Source organism: Parendozoicomonas sp. Alg238-R29 (genome assembly GCF_947331445.1).
GTDB lineage: Bacteria > Pseudomonadota > Gammaproteobacteria > Pseudomonadales > Endozoicomonadaceae > Sansalvadorimonas.
Genome location: NZ_CAMZOG010000146.1, coordinates 1 through 5,194, shown reverse-complemented (window position 1 = coordinate 5,194; position 5,194 = coordinate 1). Strand labels below are relative to the sequence as shown.

The 5,194-nt window shown below is 48.8% G+C and carries 4 protein-coding genes; 2 read left to right on the top strand and 2 right to left on the bottom strand.

The annotated features are described in order from the left end of the window. Together QMA35_RS20755 and QMA35_RS20750 are read left to right on the top strand one after the other, a co-directional pair. Nucleotides 1-789 (top strand): transposase (locus QMA35_RS20755; protein ID WP_281646583.1); only part of this gene is annotated, 789 nt, incomplete at its 5' end. Between the two features lie 252 nt (nucleotides 790-1,041). Beyond that, nucleotides 1,042-1,254 carry a cell division protein ZapB gene (locus QMA35_RS20750; protein WP_281649057.1) on the top strand — a complete coding sequence of 71 codons (213 nt, stop codon included), beginning with the start codon at nucleotides 1,042-1,044 and terminating at the stop codon, nucleotides 1,252-1,254. 108 nt (nucleotides 1,255-1,362) lie between these two features. On the opposite strand, the gene brnQ is transcribed toward QMA35_RS20750, so the two are convergent. Beyond that, nucleotides 1,363-2,673 (bottom strand): branched-chain amino acid transport system II carrier protein, encoded by a 1,311-nt coding sequence (gene brnQ, locus QMA35_RS20745; RefSeq protein ID WP_281649056.1) that lies wholly within the window; start codon nucleotides 2,671-2,673, stop codon nucleotides 1,363-1,365. 301 nt (nucleotides 2,674-2,974) lie between these two features. Further along, nucleotides 2,975-4,906, bottom strand: coding sequence for an ATP-binding cassette domain-containing protein (locus tag QMA35_RS20740; protein ID WP_281649055.1), 1,932 nt, complete (start codon nucleotides 4,904-4,906; stop codon nucleotides 2,975-2,977). Between the last annotated feature and the right edge of the window lie 288 nt (nucleotides 4,907-5,194).

The window sequence follows — 5,194 nt, the reverse complement described above, 5'->3', positions numbered from 1 at the left end:
CGCCGAGCAGACGAACGCTACCAGCAAGAACAGGTAGAGTACGAAGAGAAAATAGAGAAACGCAATAAGCGCAAGCATCCCGGCAAAGCGCCAAAGCCACCGGAACCAGGTGCAGGGGACAAAGACCAGGTCAACCTGACAGACGACGAATCTCGTATTATGCCCACTGCCGGTGGTGCATTCGAACAAGCCTACAATGCCCAGGCGTCTGTAGACATCGGGAGTGGTCTGATCGTGACACGTCATGTGACTCAGGCACCGAATGACAAAAAAGAAGTTGAGCCAACACTCAGACAGTTACGCATACTGGCCCCCGTGCTTGGAAAAGCTGAGGGGTTACTGGCCGACACGGGCTACTTCAGCGAGGCTAATGTCTGCGCTGTGGATAAAGAAGAACTGACACCCTACATTGCTATAAAACGGGATGAGCACAACCCGCCCCCCTTGCAGCGTTTCCAGCCGGACCCGCCAGTCCCGGATGATGATGCCAGTGTCTTGGAGTGGATGCGCTGGCGCTTGCAGACACAAGAAGGGCGAGCCATCTACAGCCGACGAAAATGCACGATAGAGCCCACCTTCGGAATACAGAAGGAGGCAATGGGATATCGGCGATTCCTGGTGCGGGGACTGGAAGTGGTCTCGAAAGAGTGGGATCTGGTCTGCCTGACATTCAACCTGCGCCGAATGTTCAACCTGAAGCAAGTCGATGATAAAAAATGGCTGGCTCTGGTGCTTTATTGGCTTGTAGTCAGCCACTGTCTCATGAGGTTACGCTGGCGTTCTGTTTGAGTAAGTGACCTCTGAAGGCAGATATGAGCTCTGTAGGCCGATATGATCAAAAAGGACTCAAATGGACGGGCCAGTCCGACAGGCTGCTAGAACTGTTTGCCCCTGTGAAAACTACTCAACTGGCCTTTCCCAGCTACAAAAAAAGAACTCTGTCACATACAAATACAGAACGATCGTTTTCTTATATTTACTCCACCCCCTGAAAACTCCTAATATGAGCAGGTCAAAATCTTTCTCTATGAGATGCTAAGTATGTCCATTGAATCCCTGAGCCAGCTAGAGTCAAAAATTCAAAGTGCGATTGAAACAATTGGTATTTATCGTCTGGAACTGGACGAGCTGCGTGAAGCCAAAAGCAAGCTGGAACAGGAAAACACCGATCTTCGCAACGAACTAAAATCCTGGTCTGAGAAAGTCGGGGCACTGCTTGGCCGCCTGGATAGCGTTCAGGAAGAAAACGTTTAAACCGTGTTACTTTCCGGCTTAAACGACAAATCCGGCTTAAACGACAAATCCGGTTTAAACGACAAAGGCTACCTTCGGGTAGCCTTTGTTGGTTTTCAAGAAGATAAATTAATCTTCTTCTGCTTTTTTTCCCACCATGGAAAGCATTAATCCAACTATACCAGGCAGTAGCCATCCCAAACTTTCATCGTGTAATGGCAACACGGAAAGAGAACCTTCCGAAATAACCTTTGCCCACTCCACACTGCTGGCAGCAAGGCCGTCAATAAACCCAACCACAAATACCGGGAACAATGTCATCAGGTAAGTACGGGGAGGGTTTTTCAAATAATCCCGAACCAAGGCCAGAAGAATCAGGCAAATCGCTACTGGGTAGATAATAAGCAGCGCCGGAATCGTAAGTTCCAGAAGTTCATTCAATCCAACATTGGCAATTAATGCGCTGACAAATGTGCAGAGAATCACAAAACCACGGTAACCAAGAATCGGCAGAGTTTCGCTGAAGTACTCACCACAAGCAGTCATCAAACCTACAGAGGTTGTCAGGCACGCCAGAGTGATGGAAGCGCCCAGTAAAAACATCCCCCATTGACCATAAAGCTGGTAGATATAACTGGTTAAAATATCTGCACCATTTTCCGCCCCAGGCACCACTGTGTGACTTGTAGCACCGAGATAAGCCAGTGTCACATAAACAGCGCATAGTCCAACCGCAGCGATAACACCTGCGGTGATCGTATATCGGGTCAATTCCGCACTATCAGAAACGCCGCGTTCTCGCAGAGCTGTGATAATCACAATCCCGAAAGCCAGAGATGCCAGCGTATCCATTGTCTGGTAACCCTGCTGGAACCCCCAGGAAAAAGCACTGTCTTCCAGAGTTGGAGCAACATTTCCTGCAGGACCAAGAGGGAAGAACACAACGCCAACAGCGATAGACAGGAGAACCAGTACTAGCATTGGTGTTATCACTTTGCCGATATTATCTATCAGCCGCCCTGGAAACAGGGAAAGCCACAGGGTAATTGCGAAGAAGACTGCACTGTAAATCATCTGGCCGCTATCATAACTTTCAAAGATATCAGCGACACTCATTTCCCAGGCCACAATAGCTGTGCGCGGCGCGGCAAAGAGTGGCCCTATAGCAAGATACAGAACCAGACCCACAACGATGGAAACCCATTGAGGCAGATCGCGGGTGAAGTTGCTCAAGCCACCACCAAGACGGGCTGCTGCAATTACACCCAGCAGGGGCAAACCAACACCAGTAAGAAGAAAGCCAATTGTTGCCACGACCAGGTCAGGCCCGGCAACTTGCCCCAGATAGGGAGGGAAAATCATATTACCTGCGCCAAGAAAGAGCGCAAATGTCATCAGGCCAATTGCAATAACATCGGTAGACTTGATGGAAGAAGACAAAAATAAGCCCCTTAACGTGCTGTAGCAGCGATTTCTCGCATAAAAATGATTCAAGTGAAACAGTTAGCGCGTTATCAAAAAGTTCCCCATGATGAGGGTTCCTTATTTTATTATGGCTGGATTAACCATTTGTCAGCATTACGCCCTTTTGAGGTAAAGAATCCTGACATTGATAAAGCATATCCATATATGGCACATGGATAGAAAACCATCAATCCACACTTACACCTACAAAAAAATACATTTAAAGAACTTTTTTCTGGCAGCAAGGGGCAGCCACCAGAAAAAACTCCAATGCCATTTATTCGCTTAATTGAATAATTTCTTCTTCCATGGCTTCCAACTCTTCTGAAGATTGCAGCCAGTTTTCCTCCGTAACTGCTGATGCCTTTTTCAGCGCGGCCTGCTCATCCAGAAGCTTTTTCAACTCCGCTTTGGCTGACTCTTCATAGAGAGAAGTATCCATCAGCCGTTCTTCAACCTTTTGAAGAGTGGCCTGCTGTTTTTCCATTTCCTGTTCAAGTTTGGCGACATTTTTGCGGTATGGACGCAGTTTCTCTCTCAGCTCAGCCTCAAGCCTTTTACGGGCTTTTTTGTCCTGAGCGGACATTCCGCCTTTTTGAGAAGCCTCTGTTTCAGAATCTACAGCGCCAGCGACTTCCTCACGCTTCTGTTTGGCCAGCCAGGCAGCATAGCCATCCAGATCGCCGTCATACTGCTCTACAGCACCATCGTGAACAAGATAGAGATCGTTTACGGTATAACGCAGCAGGTGACGATCGTGAGATACCAGTACCATTGCACCATCAAACTCTTGCAGGGCCATGGTGAGCGCATGACGCATCTCCAAGTCCAAATGGTTGGTAGGTTCGTCCAACAGCAGCAGGTTTGGTTTCTGCCAGGCAATTATTGCCAAAGCCAGCCGTGCCTGCTCACCGCCAGAAAACGATCCGACATTTTCATCAACTTTATCCCCATGAAAACCAAAGGAACCAAGGAAATCTCGAATGCGTTGCTCTCGCTCATCGGGAGATAGTCTCTGAATATGGATGGTTGGTGTTGCATCCTGATCCAGGGATTCCAGTTGATGCTGGGCAAAATAACCGATACGAAGGTGTTCCCCCCGTTGCTCTTCGCCAGAAATCATTTCAAGTTGAGCGGCCAGCGTTTTTATCAGTGTGGACTTACCGGCACCATTTGGTCCAAGCAAACCAATGCTGTCGCCCGGCTGAAGGTTCAGGGTGACGTTTTTCAATAAGGCAGTTTCATACCCTAGAGAGGCCTTGCGTAATGAAATCAGGGGCGAAGAAAGCTTATCCGAAACAGGGAAGCGAAATTTAAAGGGCGAATCCGCATGAACCGGAGAAACCATGTCCATACGGGACAGTGCTTTGATTCGACTCTGAGCCTGACGTGCCTTGGTGGCTTTGGCCCTGAAGCGTTCAATAAAGCGTGTCAGACGCTCCTGCTCCCTTACCTGACGTTCATGAACAGCCTGTTGCTGAGCCAGGCGCTCTGAACGGATTCGCTCAAAGGCAGTGTAGTTTCCACGGTAAAGAGTAATGTTTTGTTTTTCGATATGAGCGACATGCTCAACTACGTTATCGAGAAAGTCTCTGTCGTGGGAAATTAATAACAAAGTTCCCGGATAACGTTTCAGCCACTCCTCCAGCCAGAGAATAGCGTCCATATCCAGGTGGTTGGTTGGCTCATCCAACAACAGTAGATCGGAAGGGCACATCAAGGTACGGGCCAGATTTAAGCGCATCCTCCAACCACCGGAGAAATCGCAAACATTTGTGTTTACCTGATCCTGTCGAAAACCAAGACCGTGCATAAGCTGTTCTGCACGAGAGCGTGCGGTATAACCATGGTGAGCATCAAAATCAGCATGGAGACGCGCCAAAGCATGGTCATCCCTTTCTTTCTCGGCAGACGCTAGCTCACGTTCAATGCGCCGCAGTTCACGGTCCCCATCCAGCACATATTCCACTGCGGCCTGCTGAAGTGCTTGTACCTCCTGGGCCATATGGGCAAGTCGCCACCCCGATGGTATTGAGAATTCACCGGTATCGGCATGTATCCGTCCCTGAACTAATGAAAATAAAGAGGATTTACCGGAACCATTTACACCGGTAAGACCAACCTTCTGCCCTGGATGAATGACAAGATCGCTGTCTGACAGCAAAACCTTACCACCGCGCAATAAACTGACTTGAGATAACCTGATCATGGGGCGGATTTTAGGCTTTACGGACTGGTATTCCTACTAGCGGGAAGGGCTTTCCTGAAATAAATAACGGGGCGTTGTAGCCCCGTTATGAATCTGTTAACTATGTAACAGATATTACCGACGCTTAGCCGCTCTCTTAACTGGCTTACGCTTAGCCGCTGCCTTCTTAGCAGTCTTACGAACTGCTGGCTTACGCTTTGCGGTTGCCTTCTTAGCAGTCTTGCGAGCTGCTGGCTTACGCTTAGCGGTAGTCTTCTTCGCAGTCTTGCGAGCTGCTGGCTTACGCTT

Excerpts from the sequence above, each read along its gene's own strand:
- QMA35_RS20740 (WP_281649055.1), bottom strand. The coding sequence starts at position 4,906 with ATGATCAGGTTATCTCAAGTCAGTTTATTGCGCGGTGGTAAGGTTTTG.
- QMA35_RS20750 (WP_281649057.1), top strand. The coding sequence starts at position 1,042 with ATGTCCATTGAATCCCTGAGCCAGCTAGAGTCAAAAATTCAAAGTGCG.